Origin of the sequence: Mesorhizobium shangrilense (assembly GCF_028826155.1) — a bacterium.
In the GTDB taxonomy this organism is placed as follows: Bacteria; Pseudomonadota; Alphaproteobacteria; order Rhizobiales; family Rhizobiaceae; genus Arvimicrobium; species Arvimicrobium flavum.
In genome coordinates this window covers 3416973-3434914 of sequence record NZ_JAQGPN010000001.1, presented here as the reverse complement: position 1 = coordinate 3434914, position 17942 = coordinate 3416973, and the positions used below count along the sequence as shown (strand labels likewise).

Below are 17942 nucleotides of genomic sequence, written 5' to 3'. Positions count from 1 at the left end.
TAACATGATGGGCGTGGCGCGCGACTGCGGTGGCGGTTGAAGGCCGCCAATCCCGGCAGTCGCAGTTTTTTCTTTGATCCAAGGGGCTTCCGGCAGGCCTTTCAACTGGCGAGGAGAATACCCATATCTGCGGCTCCACGAAACGGACTGCGGCTTGACCATGCTGGCCAGAAACGTCCAGGCGCGAGCATCTCTTCTGCTTGGGTCTTGTCTTTTGAGGCCGTAGTCGCTAATCGCGCCGCATTCGAGAACCACATCAGCATTGCTGTGCAGGGAAAGAGACGATGGCCAAAGGTAAATTCGAGCGTACGAAGCCTCATGTGAACGTTGGGACGATTGGACACGTCGACCACGGCAAGACGTCGCTGACGGCGGCGATCACGAAGTTCTTCGGCGAGTTCAAGGCGTACGAGCAGATCGACGCGGCGCCGGAAGAGAAGGCGCGCGGCATCACGATCTCGACGTCGCACGTCGAGTACGAGACGCCGAACCGTCACTATGCGCACGTCGACTGCCCCGGCCACGCCGACTACGTGAAGAACATGATCACCGGCGCGGCGCAGATGGACGGCGCCATCCTGGTGGTGTCGGCGGCCGACGGCCCGATGCCGCAGACCCGCGAGCACATCCTGCTCGCCCGTCAGGTCGGCGTTCCGGCGATCGTGGTGTTCCTGAACAAGTGCGACATGGTCGACGATCCGGAGCTGCTCGAGCTGGTCGAGCTGGAGGTGCGCGAGCTTCTGTCGAAGTACGAGTTCCCGGGCGACGACATTCCGATCATCAAGGGCTCGGCGCTGGCCGCCCTCGAGGATAGCAACAAGGAGCTCGGCGAGGACGCGGTCCGCAAGCTGATGGAGGCCGTCGACAGCTACATCCCGACGCCTGAGCGTCCGATCGACAAGCCGTTCCTGATGCCGATCGAGGACGTGTTCTCGATCTCCGGCCGCGGCACGGTGGTGACGGGTCGCGTCGAGCGCGGCATCGTCAAAGTCGGCGAGGAGCTTGAGATCGTCGGCATCCGTCCGACCTCGAAGACGACCTGCACCGGCGTCGAGATGTTCCGCAAGCTGCTCGACCAGGGCCAGGCCGGCGACAACATCGGCGCGCTCTTGCGCGGCGTCGACCGCGAGGGCGTCGAGCGCGGCCAGGTTCTGGCCAAGCCGGGCTCGGTGAAGCCGCACAAGAAGTTCAAGGCCGAGGCCTACATCCTGACCAAGGAGGAGGGCGGCCGCCACACGCCGTTCTTCACCAACTACCGTCCGCAGTTCTACTTCCGCACGACGGACGTGACCGGCGTGGTGACGCTGCCGGAAGGCACCGAGATGGTGATGCCCGGCGACAACATCACGGTCGACGTCGAGCTGATCGTGCCGATCGCCATGGAGGAGCGCCTGCGCTTCGCCATCCGCGAAGGCGGCCGCACCGTCGGCGCCGGCATCGTCGCCGCGATTGTTGAGTAATCCGGCGAACAAGTCTGGATCGGGAAGGGCGCCCCTGCGGCGCCCTTTTCTTTTGGCGGTCAGCGCGACCTTCGGGCTGTCAGGTCGCGGCAGGAGGCGTGGCCGCACCCGTGGAGTCCCCGCTTGCGGGAAAGCCCGCGACCCTTCACTGTCCGGTCAACCGGAGAGCGACGCCCATGATCCTGATCGGTCAGTACGATTCGTCCTACGTTCGCCGTGTCGGCATTGCGCTGGCGCTCTACGAGATCCCGTTCGAACATCGTCCATGGTCGACCTTCGGTGATGCCGAACGGCTGGCTGAATACAATCCGCTCCTGAGGGTGCTGACGCTGGTGCTCGACAGCGGCGACGTTCTGGTCGAGAGCCATGTCATACTCGACTATGTCGACGGGCTGGTTCCCGCGGGGCGGCGCATGTATCCGCAGACGGAGCCTGAGCGCCATCGCGCCCTGGGGATCGCGGCGCTGGCAACCGGGCTCGCCGACAAGGCGGTCAGCCTCTTCTACGAAAGGGTGTTGCACAAGGAAGGCGTGTCGCCGCTCTGGGTCGAACGGTGCACGACACAGATCGCCAATACGCTGGGAGTGCTGGAAGAGAGTCGGAAGAGCGCGTCGACGTCCTATTGGTTCGGGGAAAGGATCGGCCACGCAGATATCGCCGTGACCGTCGCGCTGCGGCATCTGGGCGATTCGCATCCGGATCTCGCGCCGCTGATCGCGAAGCACACAGCGCTTGCCGCCCATGCCGCGCGGCTGGAGGCGCTTCCGGTCTTCCAGAAGCTCAGTCAGCCGTTCCTGCCGCCGGCCTGAACCCGGCCGAACGGCTGCTTTGCGGCGGTGCTTCAGATGGAAAAGCTCGTCCCGCAGCCGCAGGAAGCGACCGCATTGGGGTTCCTGATTTGGAAGGACTGGCCCATCAGGTCGTCGACGAAATCGATGACCGCGCCGCCCATGTAGATGAGGGACAAATCGTCGATCAGCACGGTAGCGCCATTCTTCTCTATGGCGACGTCGTCGTCGTTGCGGCCTTCGACAAGGTCGAACTTGTAGGAAAATCCCGAGCAACCGCCGCCTTCCACCGAAACGCGTAGCGCCGTCTTGCCTGCTTCCTTGGACAGGATCGAGGAAATCCGCTTGGCGGCGGCTTCGGTCATCTCGACCTTCATGCCGGTTTTTGCGTCTGCGCCCATGGTCCTGGCCTTCATCGATGGTCTTCCAGATAGGTATGAAGCGCCCGACGCCAAGTCAACGCCCCGGCCGATCGGGCCATCTGCTTGTTGCCTAACCTCGCAGGCGGCTTTACCTCTCAGGTCAGGCGCACCGATCGACGGCGCGCCGCCAGATTCTCGGCGGGCGATGACAGAGGCACCTGAACTGCGCGACATAGGTTTCGGCTACCGCCCCCGCGCAGCCTATGCCTGCGACCCTGCGCGCTCACGCGGCCGCTTCTATGGCGAGACGGAAAGCCCGACGCGCACGCCCTTCCAGCGGGACCGCGATCGCATCATCCATTCGACCGCCTTCCGCCGCCTGAAGCACAAGACGCAGGTGTTCGTCGTCCACGAGAGCGACCATTACCGCACGCGGCTAACCCACACGATCGAGGTTGCGCAGATCGCGCGCGCGCTCGCCAGGGCGCTCTGCTGCGACGAGGATCTGGCGGAGGCCATCGCGCTGGTCCATGATTTTGGGCACACCCCGTTCGGCCATACCGGCGAAGATGCGCTCGACGCCAAGCTGAAGGAATGGGGCGGCTTCGACCACAATGCCCAGTCGTTGAAGATCGTCACCAAGCTGGAGCGGCGCTATGCAGAGTTCGACGGCCTCAACCTGACGTGGGAGACGCTCGAGGGACTGGTCAAGCACAACGGGCCGCTGGCCGACGTGAATGGCGCGGGGCTGGAAAAACCCCTCCCGCAGCCGATCCGCGACTTCAACGAACTGTATGATCTCGAGCTCGACCGCTTCGCCAGCCTCGAGGCGCAATGCGCTGCCATTGCCGACGATATCGCCTACGACACGCATGACATCGACGACGGCCTCCGTTCCGGCCTGCTGACGCTCGATATGCTGGAGGAGGTTGCCCTGCCGGGATCGATCCTCGCCGCCGTCCGTGAGCGCTATCCCGCCCTCGATGCCGTCCGCACCGGGCACGAGCTGATGCGGCGGCAGATCACGATCATGGTCGAGGACGTGATCGTGGCGGCCAAGGCCAATCTATCCGAGGTGAACCCGAAGAACGCAGACGCGGTGCGCGCCGCTGGCCGCCCGATCGTGACCTTTTCTCCGGGCATGGCCCAGGAAGAGAAGCAGCTGAAGGCGTTTCTCTACAAGAATCTCTACCGGCACCCCGACGTCCTTCGCATGCGAATGGGCGCCGAACAGGTGGTGTTCGACCTTTTCGACGCCTATTTCGCCGATCCCTCGATCATGCCCGAGGGCTGGCGCGAAACGCTTGGCCGCGCGGACGATCGCGTGAAAGCGCGTCACGTCGCGGATTTCCTGGCGGGCATGACGGACACATATGCGCTCAAGGAGCACCGGCGCTTGTTTGACCATACGCCGGATTTGGGATAGGCGGACGGCCCAGGAAATATTGGGGCCGCGCGCCCTTGCGCCGCCCTCTCTCGGTCCAGAGACAACCAGATGAACATTTTCGCCGATTTCAGCGCACGCGTCAGGAACGCAGTCGAAGCGCTTGAACTCAAAGACAAAGATGGTGGCGCACTGGATCTTTCGCGCATCGCGGTCGAGCCGCCGCGCGATTCGAGTCACGGCGATCTCGCCACCAACGCGGCCATGGTGCTGGCGAAACCTGCCGGCCAGAACCCGCGCGCGCTTGCGGACCGGCTTGTCGCGGCGCTGAAGTCCGATCCGGCCGTCGTGTCGGCGGAAGTCGCCGGTCCGGGCTTCGTCAACCTGAGGCTGGCGGACAGCTACTGGCACGATCTGCTCGTCCGCATGCTGGAAGGCGGCCTCGACTATGGGCGCTCGGTCCTTGGCGCAGGACGCAAGGTCAATGTCGAATATGTGTCGGCCAACCCGACCGGACCCATGCATGTGGGCCATTGCCGCGGCGCAGTGGTGGGCGACGCGCTCGCCAACCTGCTCGCCTTCGCCGGGTATGACGTGACCAAGGAGTACTTCATCAACGACGCCGGCGCCCAGATCGACGTGCTCGGGCGCTCCGCCATGCTGCGCTACCGTGAGGCGCTCGGGGAGGAAATCGGCGATATACCGCCCGGCCTCTATCCGGGGGACTATCTCGTTCCGGTCGGCCAGGCGCTCGCCAAGGAGTTCGGCCGCACGCTGCTCGACATGCCGGAGGACGAGGCGCTGGTGCTGGTCAAGGACCGTACGGTCGAGGCCATGATGGAGGTGATCCGCGAGGATCTGGCCTTGATCGACGTGCGCCATGAGGTCTTCTTCTCGGAACGCACGCTGCATGCGGACAATGCCAGGATGATCCGCACGGCCATCAACGACCTGACGATGAAGGGCCACATCTACAAGGGCACGCTGCCGCCGCCGAAGGGCGAGAAGCCCGACGACTGGGAGGATCGTGAGCAGACGCTGTTCCGCTCGACAGCGGTGGGCGACGACATCGACCGCCCTCTCATCAAGTCGGACGGCTCCTTCACCTATTTCGCGGCCGATGTGGCGTACATCTACGACAAGGTGGCGCGCGGCTTCGACGAGCTCATTTTCGTGCTCGGCGCCGACCATGGCGGCTACGTCAAGCGCATGGAGGCGCTGGCCAAGGCGGTGACTGACGGTAAGGTCAGCCTGACCATCCTGCTCTGCCAGCTGGTAAAACTCTACCGCGAAGGCGAGCCGGTCCGCATGTCGAAGCGGGCAGGGGAGTTCATCACGCTGCGCGACGTGGTCGATGAGGTTGGCCGCGATCCCATCCGGTTCATGATGCTCTACCGCAAGAGCGACGCGCCGCTCGATTTCGACTTCGCCAAGGTCACGGAGCAGTCGAAGGACAATCCGGTCTTCTACGTGCAGTATGCTTCGGCGCGCAGCCATTCGGTGTTCAGGCAGGCGCGCGAGCAACTGGGCATGGACCAGATCGGAACGGACGCCCTGATCGCAAACGTAGCGATGCTCACGGACGAGAGCGAGGTCGCGCTGATCCGGAAGCTGGCCGAATATCCGCGCATGATCGAGGCTGCGGCGCTGTCCCAGGAGCCGCACAGGATCGCTTTCTACCTCTTTGATCTGGCCAGTGCGTTCCACACGCAATGGAATCGCGGTACGGACAACCCGGACTTACGGTTTGTTAAGGTTAACGACCCTAATTTGTCGCTCGCCAGGCTAGGGCTGGTTCAGGCGGTTTCGAGCGTCCTGACGTCGGGACTGGCGCTGATCGGAGCGGATGCGCCGACCGAGATGCGCTAGAAAAGCGCCGGGATACCGCCACCTTTCGCCCACATTGCGCTGGTAGGGGCCAACCCTTCGTCACGTCGGCGGCGTGCGAACCGAGTACGAGTGTGGACACACCATGGCAGACGCAAACTGGCTGAAAAAAGCGCCTCCGGCAACGTCGGAGAATAACGACGACCCGTTCGCGGAATTGACCAGAATCATGGGTTTCGATCCCCGGGTTCCGTTTCGCAGCCCGCAGTCCACGGCGACCCTGGAGCCGGTGACGGCTCATCAGGTCGAGGCGCCGAAGGTGGATGTCAGCGACGACGATCTCGATTTCTCGATCGATCTCGAGCAGGAACTGATGGGAGCGCTCGAGCCGGAGCTGTCGGCCATGTCGCAGCCCTCCCACGTCGCCCTGGATGACGGCAGGGCAAGCGCCGCCGTGTCCTTCCAGCGCGAGCAGGCGCCAGCGGTTCTGGCCGAGGAAGAGCCGCCGCTCGATGAGCAGGCCTATGGCGACGTCGCGTCCGTGGATTATTCCGGAACCTACGCCACGCCTGACCAGGCTGCCTACCCAGCGGAGAACGAGCGCGGTTCCGATGAGCAGGACGAGCCCACATACATGGACTACGCGGCGAACGTCGGGTCTGACGACTCCGCGCCGAGCGGTGTGGCGGATGAGGCGGCCTATGAGGCTCCCGCGTACGAGGAGGCCCGTGGCTCCTATGCCGCCGAGGCGCATGGGTTCGCCCAGGATGGCTACGGCGACGAGAGTGACGTAGCCCGCGATCATCCCGATCAGTCATACGCCGACGTCCAGGGCTATGTCGACGAGTTCGATCACGGCGCCGCGCTTGCCGCGGATCTGGACGACGCGCTGGTGGCGTCCTTCGAGGATGCGCTTGAGGATGACGATCGGGAGTGGATGTCCGAGCCGGAGGCCGACGCCGTCGCCGCCACCGAGCAGGAAGCCCCCGCAGCTCAGTACGTCGCTTCGCCCCGAGCCGATGAGTTTGCCGGCGCGTTCGATGCCGCCATGGCCGAAGTCGACATGGACTTTACCGCGTCGTCAGCGCCAGCCGTGTCGTTCGAGGAGAACGAAACCACGTCTTTCGAGGCCGACGAAGCCACTTTAGAGGCCGACGATGCCGCCTCGTTCGAGGAGGCCCATGCCGCTCCGGGCGACGTGACGCCGACGGACTTCGAGGACGATCTGGAATCCCTGCTTGCCGGCGGGCTCCATGCGGAAGCCGCGCAGTGGTCTGACGGCGACGATGCAGCCGCCCGCGTGGCTGGCGAGGACACGCCCGAGGAGACCCAGTGGGACGAGGCGATCTCCCACGATGCGGACGAGACGGCCGATGCCGGCTTCGAAGCCGGACATGTGGCTGTATATGCTGCCGAAGCGGAGGATTACCGGACCCAGGCCCCTGAAGGGTCCCGCGAGGAGGAGTTGCAGGCGGGAACCGAGGATGGCCCCGAGCAGGATGACATAAACGACGCCATCGCGGAGCTCGCCGCGGTGGTGCGTGGCTATGACCGCCCGCAGCAGCCGCAGGCGGCGCCGCAGAGCTATCAGCCCGTCGAGCAGTTGCCGGTCGAGGTCGAGGAAGTTCCCGATATCGAGACCATCGACGTGCCCGAGAATGCGGTTGCGCTCGCCGACGACCTGGATATCCCAGAGGTCCAGTATGCGGAGGACGACGTGCCGTCCTTCGATCATTTGGACGCCGAACTCGCCGCAGCCTTCGGCGAGCCGGCTATTGAAACCATCCAGGCCGCCCAACCCGAGCCTGAGGCAGCCCCGGCTTTTGACCTGGAGTCCGGCTACGACGCCGACGAAGGGCGCGCAGCGGCTTTCGCAGCCGCGCCCTATGCAGTGGCTGGCGCTGGAGCGGCGGCAGCACACTTTGCGCAGCGGAGCAAGGCGAGCGACTTCGAGGTGAGGCGCGATGCGTCGCAGGCTCAGGGGTACGACACAGGCGTGCGCGACTTCGAGGTCGATCCGGATTTCGAGGACGACGCGGCGATGGCCGGCGAGCTGGCGGCCGTCCGGCGGCCTTCTCCCCGGCGCGGACTCATCATCGCATCCATCGTCGGCGGCATCGCGGTCATCGGAGCGGTGGGAGCGTTCGCGCTGTCCGGCGGTAGCGGCGGATCAGGCGAGCCCGCCCTGGTCAAGGCCGACGCTGAGCCGGTCAAGGTGAAGCCGGAGAACCCTGGCGGGACCGCGGTCCCGAACCAGCAAAGCGGTGTGTTCGACCGTGCGGCCGGTGCGCCGGCGTCGCAGCCCAACCAGGAAGCATTGATCTCGACCGAGGAAGAGCCGGTCGACATGGCCGAGCGCTTTCCGGAAGCCGCGCCGCAGCTGATCGACGAATCGGCCGACATCGAGGATCTGGCTGGCGACGTCACGAAGGACGCCGACCGCATCGAGCAGGCGATTGCCGCGGACAACGAGCAGCCGGTCGAGGAGGTCGCCGCCGTTGCCCCGCGCAAGGTCCGCACCATGGTCGTCAAGCCGGACGGAACATTGGTTCCTCGCGAGGATGTCGCGCCTGAGCCGGATTCGGTCGGTTCGACGACCGCGGCCGGTTCGCTGACCGCCCCGACCATCTCCGGGACGGCGGAACAGGGACTTGATGCGGGAGCGAGGGATGCCGCTGCTGGGCCGGATACGGCTGCTGCAGCGACGTCCGGGGCAAATACGCCAGCGGCTGCGCAGCCCGTGGCCGCAGAGGAAACGGCCGCCGTCGCCAATCCGCCGGCGCAGCCGCGCGCGTCGATCCCCGAGCGGGTGCCGGTGGCGCCGTCGCGTCCCGCCGACCAGCCGCTCGACATCGTCGGCGAGGTCAAGGCCGACCAGGTCGCCGCATTGACGACGGAAGCGCCAGCCGCGGGATCGTGGGCGGTGCAGATCGCTTCGCAGCCCAGCGAGGCGGCCGCCCGGTCATCCTACCAGGATCTCTCGCGCCGCTATTCCAGCGTGCTGGGCGACCGCAACGCTCACATCGTCAAGGCGGAGATTGCGGGCAAGGGCACCTTCTGGCGCGTGCGGGTGCCGGCGGGCAGCCGGAACGAGGCGATCAAGCTTTGCGAGAGCTACAAGGCTGCCGGCGGCAACTGCTTCGTTTCGAAGTAGACGACTTCGTCCTGCGGATTTCTGCGGCGTGGCCCCCGGGCCGCGCCGATTGCTTTTAAGGCAGTGCACTTCACGCTAGGTTGGCGCCATGAGCGAATCACAATCCGTTATCCTCGGCTGCGCCGGCAAGCAACTCACCCCGGAAGAAGCGCTGTTCTATGGCGGCGTGCGGCCTTGGGGCTTCATCCTGTTTGCGCGCAATATCGGTGAACCGGCGCAGATCACAGATCTCGTGGCGGCGCTGCGCGACTCTGTCGGCCGACCCGACGCCCCGGTCTTCATCGATCAGGAGGGCGGGCGCGTGCAGCGGCTTCGGCCGCCGATCGCGCCGAACTATCCGGCGGGCTCGGCGATCGGCGCGCTCTATCGGCAGGATCGGCAGGCCGGCTTGCGCGCCGCGTGGCTGTTGGCGCGACTGCACGCCTTCGACCTCCTGCGCTTCGGCATCAACGTCGACTGCCTGCCGGTGCTTGACGTGCCGATCGAGGGAGCCAGCGACGTGATCGGCGCGCGCGCCTTCGGGAAGGATCCTGAAAGCGTGACCGCGCTCGGGCGCGCCGCGGCGGAAGGGCTGATGGCGGGTGGCGTTCTGCCGGTGATGAAGCACATTCCCGGACACGGCCGCGCCTTCTCGGACACGCATTTCGAGCTGCCGACGGTGGACACGCCGATCGCGGAGCTCCGCGCGCACGATTTCGCGCCGTTCAAGGCCCTGAAGGATCTGCCGATGGCGATGACCGCGCATGTCGTCTACAGCGCTGTCGACGCCGATCATCCGGCGACGACGTCGGCGAAGGTGGTGGATGAGATCATCCGCGGCGAGATCGGATTCGACGGCTTGCTGGTGAGCGACGACACGTCGATGAAGGCGCTTTCTGGGGATTTCCCGTCAAAGGCCGAAGCGATCCTTGCCGCCGGCTGCGATATCGTCCTTCACTGCAACGGGGTGATGGAAGAGATGACGGGCATCGTGTCGAAGGTGAAGCCGCTGGCCGGCAAGTCGCTGGAGAGAGCCAACCGGGCGCTTTCCGCCGTCGCGGCGCGCGACGCCGAGCAGGAGCAAGCGGTGCGGGCGGAGTTCGCGACCTATTTCGAGGCGGTGGCCTGACCGGAGAGAGCTTGGCGGATCCAGCGGAGAGCAGGGCGGGCAAACCCGTCCCAATGGAAGCGCTCTGGAGCGAGAAGAACGACTCGCGCGCTACCGGAGACCCTGCGCTCGTCGTCGACGTCAACGGTTTTGAGGGACCGCTCGACCTCCTGCTCCATCTGGCGCGGAACCAGAAGGTCGATCTGGCGCGCATCTCGATCCTCGCGCTGACCGAGCAGTATCTTGCGTTCATAGAACAGGTGAGGGCTCTAAGGCTCGAGGTCGCGGCTGACTACCTCGTGATGGCGGCGTGGCTCGCCTACCTGAAGTCCCGCCTGCTCATACCCAAAAAGCCGGGCGACGAGGGCGAAAGCGGCGAGGAACTGGCGGCGGTGCTGCAGTTCCGCCTGAAGCGTCTGGAGGCGATGCGCGACGCAGCCGCACGGCTGGTGAACCGCAATCGCCTCGGCCGCGACGTCTTTCAGCGCGGCATGCCCGAGCTTGTCATCGTCGAGAAGCGCAACGAGTACTCGGCCACGCTCTACGACCTGCTGAGCGCCTATGCGGCGCAGCGGCAGAAACAGGCCGTCACCAACGTCACCATCGCGCGACGCGGTGTTTGGACGCTCAAGGCGGCGCGCGAGATTCTGGTGCGGCTGATCGGTTCGGCCGGTGACTGGACGGCGCTCGACAGCTTCCTCATCCAGTATGTCAGCACGCCGGAGGAACGTTCGACCGCGATAGCGAGTTCTTTCGCGGCGACGTTGGAGCTTGTGCGCGAAGGCCAGGTTGAGATGCGCCAGCTCGAAGCTTTCGCGCCGCTCTACCTGCGCGGCAAGTCTCCGGAGATCAACGCAGCAGAGGCAGCGTCATGAACGAGACCGGGAGTGCTACGGTCATTCCCCTGCCGTTGGCTGACGACGGAGCTGCGGCGATTACGAATCCCGCCGAGCGCATGATGCTCGCGGAAGCCGCGCGGATGGCCGAAGCGATCATCTTCGCCAGCGCCGAGCCGGTGAGCGAGCGGGCGCTGGCGGCGCGGCTTCCCGAGGGCGTGAACCTCAAGGGGGCGCTAGCCGAACTGCAGGCCGTCTACCAGCGGCGCGGCGTCAATCTGGTCCGGATCGGCGATGCGTGGGCCTTCCGGACGGCGGGCGATCTCGCCTTCCTGATGAGCCGCGATGCGGTCCAGCAGAAGAAGCTCTCGCGCGCCGCACTGGAGGTTCTCGCCATCATCGCCTACCACCAGCCGGTGACGCGCGCCGAGATCGAGGAGATCCGCGGCGTTGAGACGTCCAAGGGAACGCTGGATACCCTGCTGGAAACCGAGTGGGTGCGCATCCGCGGCCGTCGCAAGACGCCGGGCCGGCCGGTAACCTATGGCACGACCGACAAGTTCCTCGACCACTTCCAGCTGGAAGAACTGCGTGACCTGCCGGGCGTCGAAGAGCTGAAGGGCGCCGGACTGCTGTCGACGCGCATGCCCGCCAATTTCTCGATGCCTGTGCCGCCGAGCGATGCAGACGCCCTCACGGAAGACGAGGATCCGCTGACCGACATCGACCTGGAAGAACTCGGGCTGTTGACACCGCGTCCCCAGGATGATTGAGCGGACCCCGTAACGGAGCTTCGAGCTTGCAGAACGAACGCCGGCAAGCCGCGTCGCGCGTGACGGCGGGCGTCACCTTTGCCGCGCGGTTGGAATTCGAGAACATCCGCCACGATTTCGGGCCGGATGCAGAAACCTTGCGCGACCTGTCGCTGACCGCCGAGCCAGGCGAAGTGCTTTGCCTGCTGGGTCCTTCCGGCTCCGGCAAGACGACGCTTCTTCGGATCGCAGCGGGGATAGAAAGCCAGTCCTCCGGACGGGTGCTGCTCAACAACCGGGAGATCGCCGGTCCGTCCGTGTTCCTGCCGCCGGAGCAGCGCTCGATCGGCCTGGTCTTCCAGGACTTCGCGCTGTTCCCCCATTTGACGATCCTCGAAAACGTGAAATTCGGCCTGACCGCGCTGTCCCGCGAGGAAGCCCGCGAGGAGGCGATGATCGCGCTCGCGCGGGTCGGACTGCAGCACTACGCCAAATCCTATCCGCACGTGCTGTCGGGTGGAGAGCAGCAGCGGGTAGCGCTTGCCCGCGCGCTGGCGCCGCGCCCGGCCGTACTTCTCATGGACGAGCCGTTCTCCGGGTTGGATTCAAGGCTGAAGGACAGCGTGCGCGCAGAGACGCTGGACGTGCTCAGGCAAAGCCGGGCGACCGCTATCGTCGTCACCCATGACGCCGAAGAGGCCATGCGCATGGGCGATCGCATCGCACTGCTCAAGGACGGGCGGCTGGTCCAGGCCGGCAGGGCCGAAGAGCTGTATCTCAGACCCGCAAGCCTGTTCGCGGCCGGGTTCTTCTCGGAGCTCAACGTCTTTCAGGGGCGCGCGAAAGGAGGGGCGGTCGAGCTGCCGGTCGGTCGGGTGGCCGCCAGCGCCCATCAGGATGGAACAGAGCTGTCCGTCGCGGTCCGGACATCCGGTTTCGACGTCAGCGAGGAAAAGGGAGAGACCGAGGCCCGCATCGTCTCGCGACGATATCTGGGCGTCGTCGAACTGCTCGAACTGGCGGTCTCCGGATCCGAGACGCCGATCAGGGCACGGGTCAGATGCGGCGCCTTGTCGCCGCAGGCGAGAGACATCTGGTTAACATTGCGCGCTTCAGATGTACTTGTGTTTGAAACCGGCGGAGAAAACGCATAGATCACTGCCGAGGACACACTTCGAAAGAGAGTAGCAATGGGTTCGTTTTCGATTTGGCACTGGCTCATCGTGCTGGTGGTCGTGCTGCTGCTGTTCGGCAGAGGCAAGATCCCTGAATTGATGGGCGACATGGCGAAGGGCATCAAGAGCTTCAAGAAGGGCATGTCCGACGAGGACGCCGCTGACGACGCGAAGACCGTCGAGCATCGCCTCGACGAGACCGTCAAGCCCTCCGAGAAAGCGAAGAGCTAACCGGACGCCCCCGGCAGCTCCGGGCCGAAAGTTGAGCCATGTTTGATATCGGCTGGACCGAAATGCTGGTGATCGCGGTCGTGATGATCGTGGTCGTCGGGCCGAAGGATTTACCCAAGATGCTGCGGACCTTCGGCCGCACGACGTCGAAGCTGCGCACCATGGCGGGCGATTTCCAGAAGCAGTTCAACGAGGCGATGAAGGAAGCCGAGCTTGACGACGTCAAGAAGTCGGTCGATTCGCTGCGCAGTCTGAATCCGGCGAACGAGATCAAGAAATCTCTCAATCCGTTCGAGAAGGCGGCGGCCGACGTCCGCGCCGGGCTGGAGAGCCTCAAGACGCCGCCCAAGCCTGCCGAACCTGCCTCCGTCGAGGCTGTGTCGGATCAGCCGGTCGCCGCTGAGCCGCTGAAGAGCGGCGCCACCGCGATGCCGGTTGCCGGACCCACTACGATGCCCGAACCGCCGGTCATCACGCCGACGGCCGAGGCCACGAAGCCGGCGGGCGCCAAAGCGTCCAGCGCGGCCGCCGCGGCAAAGCCCGTGGCCCCGGCCGCCTCCACCGCAAAGCCGGCACGCAAGGCGGCTGCCAAGGTTGAGGCGAAGACGGCTGCTGCGAAGGCTCCGAAGAAGACAACCGACAAACCTGCAGTGCGGGCGAGCGCAAAGTCGCCGGCCAAGGCAAAGAAGACCGTGGGAAGCGCTACGTGACGAAGACTTCCGACGAGGACGAGATCAATCAATCGTCAGCTCCATTGATTGAACACCTGATCGAGCTGCGCACGCGGCTGATGTGGTCGATCGGCGGGTTCTTCGTGGCCTTCCTTGTCTGCTTCTTCTTCGCCAAGGACTTGTTCAACCTGCTGGTCATCCCGTTCAAATGGGCGGTGCACTGGGCAGGCTTGCCGAACGACAAGGTCGAGCTGATCTATACCGCGCCGCAGGAATTCTTCTTTACCCAGATCAAGCTCGCCATGTTCGGCGGACTGGTCATCGCCTTCCCGCTGATCGCGACGCAGATCTACAAGTTCATCGCCCCCGGCCTTTACAAGAACGAGCGGCGCGCCTTCTTCCCGTTTCTCGTCGCTTCGCCGATCCTCTTCCTGCTGGGTGCGGCGCTGGTCTATTTCTTCTTCACGCCGATGGTGATGTGGTTCTTCCTGGCCATGCAGCAGGGCGGGCCTGGCAGCGACGTTCAGATCTCTCTGCTGCCCAAGGTGTCGGAATATCTCAGCCTCATCATGACGCTGATCTTCTCCTTCGGTCTGGTCTTCCAGCTGCCCGTCGTGACCACGCTGATGGCGCGCGTCGGCCTGCTGACCTCCCAGACGCTGGCCGAGAAGCGCAAATGGGCGATCGTCATCGCCTTCGTCGTCGCCGCCGTTCTGACGCCCCCGGATCCGATCAGCCAGATCGGCCTCGCGCTGCCGACCATCCTGCTCTACGAGATCTCGATCTGGACGGCGCGGCTGATCGAGAGGAAGCGGGAAGAAGAACGTATGGCTTCTGAAAGCAGCGAAGCGGAAGAGACCTCCACGCCCGCCACGCTCAAGAGCTAACGCCTTCCTCGCACGTGTGACGCGAAATCGGTTCGCGTCCTCCGTCTCCGGCGACATGGGCTTGCACCTTTTCGCCGGTCGGTTTACCCCGTCATGGCTTTTGCTTCGCGTTACGGTCGGCCCGTTCGTCGTGCACGGCCATTCGCGCAGCGCCCTTCTCCAACCACGATTCAAGGTTTGAGATTAGGTGAATCAGTCGGCTCCGATGCAGCGTGGCGATGCTACGGTATCGGGCCGATGCACTCTGTAACGGATACTCAGCACGATGCTCGACATAAGGTGGATACGCGAAAACCCGAAGGCTCTCGCTGCGGCGCTGGAGAAGCGCGGGCAGTCGCCGGAGGCAGCGGAGTCCGTGGTCGAGGAAGTGATCGCCAGGGACGAGGCGCGTCGCGCTCATCTCGGCCGGCTGCAGGAGGCGCAGGAGCGTCGCAATTTGGTCTCCAGGGACATCGGCAACGCCATGCGCGCCAAGGACATGGCGCTCGCGGATACGCTCAAGGCCGAGGCGGCTGAACTCAGGGCATTCATCCAGGGTGGCGAAGCCGAGGAGCGGCGGCTCGACAAGGAGCTGGAGAACGCGCTGGCGGTCATCCCGAACGTGCCGCTGGACGACGTTCCGCTCGGCAAGAACGAAAACCACAATGTCGAGATCAGGCGCTGGGGAAACGAACTGATCGCCGCGCGCCAGCCGCGCATGGGCAACAAGCCACGCGAGCATTTCGAGATCGGCGAGAAGCTCGGCATGATGGACTTCGAGCGGGCGGCAAAGCTGTCCGGCTCGCGCTTTACCGTGCTGAAGGGTCAGCTGGCGAGGCTGGAGCGCGCGCTCGGCCAGTTCATGCTTGACCTGCACACGACGGAGCATGGCTATAGCGAGGTGGTCCCGCCGCTGCTGGTGCGTGACGAGGTGCTCTATGGCACCGGCAATCTGCCGAAGTTCGAGGAGGATCTCTTCTTCGTGCCGCACGGGGAGAGCCGGCTTGGGCTCATCCCCACCGCCGAGGTCCCGCTCACCAACCTCGTGCGCAACGAAATCACCGCGCACGAAAAGCTGCCGATGCGCTTCACTGCCTTGACGCCGTGCTTCCGCTCCGAGGCAGGCTCGGCGGGGCGCGATACGCGCGGCATGCTGCGGCAGCACCAGTTCTACAAGGTCGAACTCGTGTCGATCACCGACCAGGAATCCTCTGTCGACGAGCACGAGCGGATGACGCAGTGCGCCGAAGAGGTGCTGAAGCGGCTCGAACTGCCCTATCGCACCATCGTGCTGTGCACCGGCGATATGGGCTTCGGTGCGCGCAAGACCCACGATATCGAGGTCTGGCTGCCCGGCCAGAACGCCTATCGCGAGATTTCGTCCTGCTCGGTCTGCGGCGATTTCCAGGCGCGGCGCATGGATGCGCGCTACCGTCCGACGGACGAGGCCTCGATCGGCAAGGGCACGCGCTTCGTCCACACGCTGAACGGATCGGGCGTGGCCGTCGGCCGTGCGCTCATCGCGGTGATGGAAAATTATCAGGACGCGGACGGAAGCGTAACCATTCCTGAAGTGCTTAGGCCCTATATGGGCGGACTCGAGAAGATCGAAGCAGTCTGATGAGAATTCTCCTTACCAACGACGACGGCGTTCACGACGAAGGCATCGCTTCGCTGGAGCGCATTGCGCGGCAGCTGACCGACGACGTCTGGATCGTCGCGCCGGAGACGGATCAGTCGGGCTTCGCCCATTCGCTGTCGATCTCGCAGCCCCTGCGGCTGCGCAAGGTCAGGGATCGCCACTTCGCGGTGCGCGGCACGCCGACGGACTGCGTCATCATGGCGGTCAAGAATGTCATGCCTTCTCCGCCCGATCTCATCCTGTCGGGCGTCAATTCCGGCTCCAACGTCGCCGACGACGTCACCTATTCGGGAACGGTCGCAGGCGCGATGGAGGGTACGCTGCTCGGCATCCGTTCGATTGCCCTGAGCCAAGCCTACAACTACGAAGACGGCGCCCGCATCATCCCTTATGAGACGGCCGAAGCGCATGCGCCGCGGCTGATCGACCGCATCGCCAGGATGGAACTGCCCCAGGGCGTTCTGGTCAATCTGAACTTCCCGAAATGCCGGCCCGACGAAGTGCGCGAGGCGGTGGTCACCGACCAGGGCAAGCTCGCCTACGGCATCTGGGTCGACGAGCGCGCTGACGGGCGCGGCTTCCCGTACTACTGGCTGCGGTTCGGCCGCAAGCCGGCCGATCTGGCCGAGGGCACCGATATCGCCGTGCTGCAGAACAACTGCATATCCGTGACGCCGCTGAAGCTCGATTTCACGGCGCATGAGGTCAAGGCCGGTCTGGCGAAGGCCATCGCATGAAGAACGGCGCAGAGGACCGCGAGGCTTTCGCCGCGTTCCTCCTGCGGCTTCGAGCCAAGGGCATTGCCTCGAAGGAGCTGGTGGCGGCTTTCGAAGCGACGCCGCGCAGCGCGTTCATCCCGAAGCGCTGGGAAAATGTCGCGTGGTCCAACCGAATGGCGCCGATCGAGTGCGGCGAAGCCATCGAGGGCGCCGACCTGCAGGCGATGGTGCTCGATTCGCTGGCCATCGAACCGGGCAATCGGGTGCTGGAGATCGGCACGGGCTCGGGCTTCACCGCTGCGGTGATGTCCAGGCTCGCCGGCAGGGTCGCCACGGTGGAGCGCTATAAGACGCTGGCAGACCTCGCCAAGGAGCGGCTCGAGGCCATGGCCATCACCAATGTCCACGTGCGCCACGCCGACGGGGCCAACGGGCTGCCGGGCGAGGGGCCGTTCGATCGAATCGTGGTCTGGGCGGCTTTCGATAGCCTGCCGCGCAGCTTTGCCGACCAGCTTGCGAGCGGCGGCACCATGATCGCCGTCATCGGCGCCGCTGAGGAGCCGCAACTCCTCACCAGGCTCACCAAGGTCGGGAGCCGGTTCGACCGGATAGACCTGGGCCAGGTGCGTTTCCAGCCGATGATCCAGGGAATCGCTACCTCACTCTAGGTGTGGCTTCGTCGTTCGATCCGGATCAGGGCCGGATCAGCCGTTGGAAGCCGTATACCCAAGCCAGGCCAGGATGAGCGCGACGCCGCAGGCGAGCCAGCTCGCCCAAATCGGAATGGACGTCTGCCCGACCGTGACCGGCAGACCCCTGGCTGCGCGAACGATTTGCAGGACAGCAACGACAGAGAAGATCACGGCTGCAAGCAGAGAATACTGACTGGCGGTCATAGGCGCCTCCTTCGTAGCGTGGGAAGTCATCTATTCAGGTCCGGTTATGCGCGGACGCGTCCGGATCCGCTTCCCTGCCGCCGCTCTGCCCT

The 17942-nt window shown here is 64.9% G+C and carries 17 protein-coding genes; 15 read left to right on the top strand and 2 right to left on the bottom strand.

Annotated elements, in window-relative coordinates:
• The first annotated feature begins 284 nt into the window (after nucleotides 1–284).
• Together tuf and PD284_RS16560 are read left to right on the top strand one after the other, a co-directional pair.
• Complete coding sequence (gene tuf, locus PD284_RS16565) at nucleotides 285–1460, top strand: elongation factor Tu (protein ID WP_274629269.1); 1176 nt, start codon at nucleotides 285–287, stop codon at nucleotides 1458–1460.
• A gap of 176 nt (nucleotides 1461–1636) precedes the next feature.
• Nucleotides 1637–2269 carry a glutathione S-transferase family protein gene (locus PD284_RS16560; RefSeq protein ID WP_274629268.1) on the top strand — a complete coding sequence of 211 codons (633 nt, stop codon included), beginning with the start codon at nucleotides 1637–1639 and terminating at the stop codon, nucleotides 2267–2269.
• 32 nt (nucleotides 2270–2301) lie between these two features.
• On the opposite strand, the gene erpA is transcribed toward PD284_RS16560, so the two are convergent.
• Nucleotides 2302–2649 carry an iron-sulfur cluster insertion protein ErpA gene (gene erpA, locus PD284_RS16555; RefSeq protein WP_274630668.1) on the bottom strand — a complete coding sequence of 116 codons (348 nt, stop codon included), beginning with the start codon at nucleotides 2647–2649 and terminating at the stop codon, nucleotides 2302–2304.
• A 166-nt stretch (nucleotides 2650–2815) separates the two neighbouring features.
• Between erpA and PD284_RS16550 the strand changes: the two genes are divergently transcribed.
• From PD284_RS16550 to PD284_RS16490, 13 genes are all read left to right on the top strand, one after another.
• Entirely contained in the window at nucleotides 2816–4036 is a 1221-nt protein-coding gene (locus PD284_RS16550) for a deoxyguanosinetriphosphate triphosphohydrolase (RefSeq protein ID WP_274629267.1), read from the top strand.
• Nucleotides 4037–4105: 69 nt separating this feature from the next.
• Nucleotides 4106–5863, top strand: a complete 1758-nt coding sequence (gene argS / locus PD284_RS16545) for an arginine--tRNA ligase (RefSeq protein ID WP_274629266.1) — start codon at nucleotides 4106–4108, stop codon at nucleotides 5861–5863.
• Between the two features lie 103 nt (nucleotides 5864–5966).
• Complete coding sequence (locus PD284_RS16540; protein ID WP_274629265.1) at nucleotides 5967–8975, top strand: SPOR domain-containing protein; 3009 nt, start codon at nucleotides 5967–5969, stop codon at nucleotides 8973–8975.
• An 88-nt stretch (nucleotides 8976–9063) separates the two neighbouring features.
• A complete protein-coding gene (gene nagZ, locus PD284_RS16535) occupies nucleotides 9064–10083 on the top strand; it encodes a beta-N-acetylhexosaminidase (protein ID WP_274629264.1) in 1020 nt (339 codons plus the stop codon).
• 53 nt (nucleotides 10084–10136) lie between these two features.
• On the top strand, nucleotides 10137–10937 hold the full coding sequence (locus PD284_RS16530) for a segregation and condensation protein A (RefSeq protein ID WP_274630667.1): 801 nt from the start codon (nucleotides 10137–10139) through the stop codon (nucleotides 10935–10937).
• On the top strand, nucleotides 10934–11671 hold the full coding sequence (gene scpB, locus PD284_RS16525) for an SMC-Scp complex subunit ScpB (protein ID WP_274629263.1): 738 nt from the start codon (nucleotides 10934–10936) through the stop codon (nucleotides 11669–11671). Before PD284_RS16530 ends, scpB begins: the two co-directional genes overlap by 4 nt.
• A 26-nt stretch (nucleotides 11672–11697) precedes the next feature.
• Complete coding sequence (locus PD284_RS16520) at nucleotides 11698–12804, top strand: ABC transporter ATP-binding protein (protein WP_274629262.1); 1107 nt, start codon at nucleotides 11698–11700, stop codon at nucleotides 12802–12804.
• Between the two features lie 36 nt (nucleotides 12805–12840).
• Nucleotides 12841–13056 (top strand): twin-arginine translocase TatA/TatE family subunit, encoded by a 216-nt coding sequence (locus PD284_RS16515; RefSeq protein ID WP_274629261.1) that lies wholly within the window; start codon nucleotides 12841–12843, stop codon nucleotides 13054–13056.
• A 38-nt stretch (nucleotides 13057–13094) separates the two neighbouring features.
• Nucleotides 13095–13766: a Sec-independent protein translocase protein TatB gene (gene tatB, locus PD284_RS16510; RefSeq protein ID WP_274629260.1), complete on the top strand. Its 672-nt coding sequence runs from the start codon at nucleotides 13095–13097 to the stop codon at nucleotides 13764–13766.
• Nucleotides 13763–14614: a twin-arginine translocase subunit TatC gene (gene tatC, locus PD284_RS16505; RefSeq protein WP_274629259.1), complete on the top strand. Its 852-nt coding sequence runs from the start codon at nucleotides 13763–13765 to the stop codon at nucleotides 14612–14614. The genes tatB and tatC overlap by 4 nt, the downstream gene beginning before the upstream one ends.
• 265 nt (nucleotides 14615–14879) lie before the next feature.
• Nucleotides 14880–16214: a serine--tRNA ligase gene (serS, locus tag PD284_RS16500; protein WP_274629258.1), complete on the top strand. Its 1335-nt coding sequence runs from the start codon at nucleotides 14880–14882 to the stop codon at nucleotides 16212–16214.
• Nucleotides 16214–16972 (top strand): 5'/3'-nucleotidase SurE, encoded by a 759-nt coding sequence (surE, locus tag PD284_RS16495; RefSeq protein ID WP_274629257.1) that lies wholly within the window; start codon nucleotides 16214–16216, stop codon nucleotides 16970–16972. The genes serS and surE overlap by 1 nt, the downstream gene beginning before the upstream one ends.
• A complete protein-coding gene (locus PD284_RS16490; RefSeq protein ID WP_274629256.1) occupies nucleotides 16969–17622 on the top strand; it encodes a protein-L-isoaspartate(D-aspartate) O-methyltransferase in 654 nt (217 codons plus the stop codon). Before surE ends, PD284_RS16490 begins: the two co-directional genes overlap by 4 nt.
• Before the next feature lie 36 nt (nucleotides 17623–17658).
• On the opposite strand, the gene PD284_RS16485 is transcribed toward PD284_RS16490, so the two are convergent.
• The gene (locus tag PD284_RS16485) at nucleotides 17659–17850 is read right to left on the bottom strand and encodes a hypothetical protein (protein ID WP_274629255.1); all 192 of its coding nucleotides are present in this window, start codon (nucleotides 17848–17850) and stop codon (nucleotides 17659–17661) included.
• Nucleotides 17851–17942 lie beyond the last annotated feature (92 nt).